This is a genomic window from Streptomyces sp. AK02-01A, assembly GCF_033795305.1.
Classification (GTDB): domain Bacteria; phylum Actinomycetota; class Actinomycetes; order Streptomycetales; family Streptomycetaceae; genus Streptomyces.
The window spans coordinates 1-1,409 of sequence record NZ_JARBAE010000121.1; the positions used below are offsets into that span (position 1 = coordinate 1).

At 68.3% G+C, this 1,409-nt stretch carries 1 protein-coding gene; it reads left to right on the forward strand.

The window, feature by feature from the left end:
* Window positions 1-1,409: type I polyketide synthase (locus tag PV679_RS35985; protein ID WP_319685492.1), on the forward strand; the 1,409-nt coding region annotated here is incomplete at both ends.

The window sequence follows — 1,409 nt, forward strand, 5'->3', positions numbered from 1 at the left end:
AGACGGCGTGGCAGGCGTTCGAGCGTGCGGGGATGGATCCGGCGGCGGTGCGGGGGAGTCGTACCGGTGTCTTCACCGGCGTCATGTACAACGACTACGGATCACGGCTCCAGCACGTCCCAGAAGAGCTGGAGGGGTATCTCCGCAACGGCAGTTACGGAAGCGTCGCCTCCGGCCGCATCTCGTACACGTTCGGTCTGGAAGGTCCGGCCGTGTCGGTGGACACCGCGTGTTCGTCGTCGCTGGTGGCGTTGCATCTGGCGGCGCAGGCGCTGCGTAACGGTGAGTGCTCGCTGGCGTTGGCGGGCGGTGTGACGGTCATGGCGACGCCGAACACCTTCATCGAGTTCAGCCGCCAGCGCGGCCTGTCCGTGGACGGCCGCTGCAAGTCCTTCTCATCCTCGGCCGACGGCACCGGCTTCTCCGAAGGCGTGGGTCTGCTGCTGCTGGAGAAGTTGTCGGACGCGGAGCGGAACGGGCATCGGGTCCTGGCGGTGGTGCGTGGTTCGGCTACGAACCAGGACGGTGCGAGCAATGGTCTGACGGCGCCGAACGGTCCTTCGCAGGAGCGGGTGATCCGGCAGGCTCTGGCGAGCGCCCGCCTGTCGGCGGGTGATGTGGACGCGGTGGAGGCGCACGGTACGGGCACGAAGCTGGGTGATCCGATCGAGGCGCAGGCGTTGCTGGCGACGTATGGGCAGGGGCGTGCTCCTGGGCGGCCTTTGTGGCTGGGTTCGGTGAAGTCGAATATCGGTCATACGCAGGCTGCGGCGGGTGTGGCGGGGATCATCAAGATGGTGCTGGCGATGCGGCATGGTGTGTTGCCGAGGACGTTGCATGTGGATGAGCCGTCGCCGCATGTGGATTGGTCGTCGGGGGCTGTTGAGTTGCTGACGGAGGCGCGGGAGTGGCCGGAGACGGACCGTCCGCGTCGGGCGGCGGTGTCTTCCTTCGGCATCAGCGGCACCAACGCCCACGTCATCCTCGAACAGGCGAAGACGGACGAGACCACCGAGGGCACCACACCCGAGGAGAGCCCGCACGGCGACGCCGCGACCCTGTGGGCGCTCTCCGCCCCGAAGGCGGAGGCCATTCCGGACCAGGCACGCCGGCTGTATGAGCTCGTCGCCGCTGAGGGAGGAACGCACCCTCAGGACGTCGGCCTGTCGCTGATGGCGTCGCGCGGCCGGTTCGACCACCGCGCCGTCGTGGTCGGAGCCGGCCGCGAGGAACTGCTGGCCGGGCTGAAGTCTCTGGAGCGCGGTGAGCCGTCGGCTTCGGTGGTGCGGGGCATGGTTGGCAGGCGTGGGGGGACGGCGTTCTTGTTCGCTGGTCAGGGGAGTCAGCGGGTGGGGATGGGGCGTGGGTTGTATGCGTCTTTCCCGGTGTTCGCTGAGGCGTTTGATGCG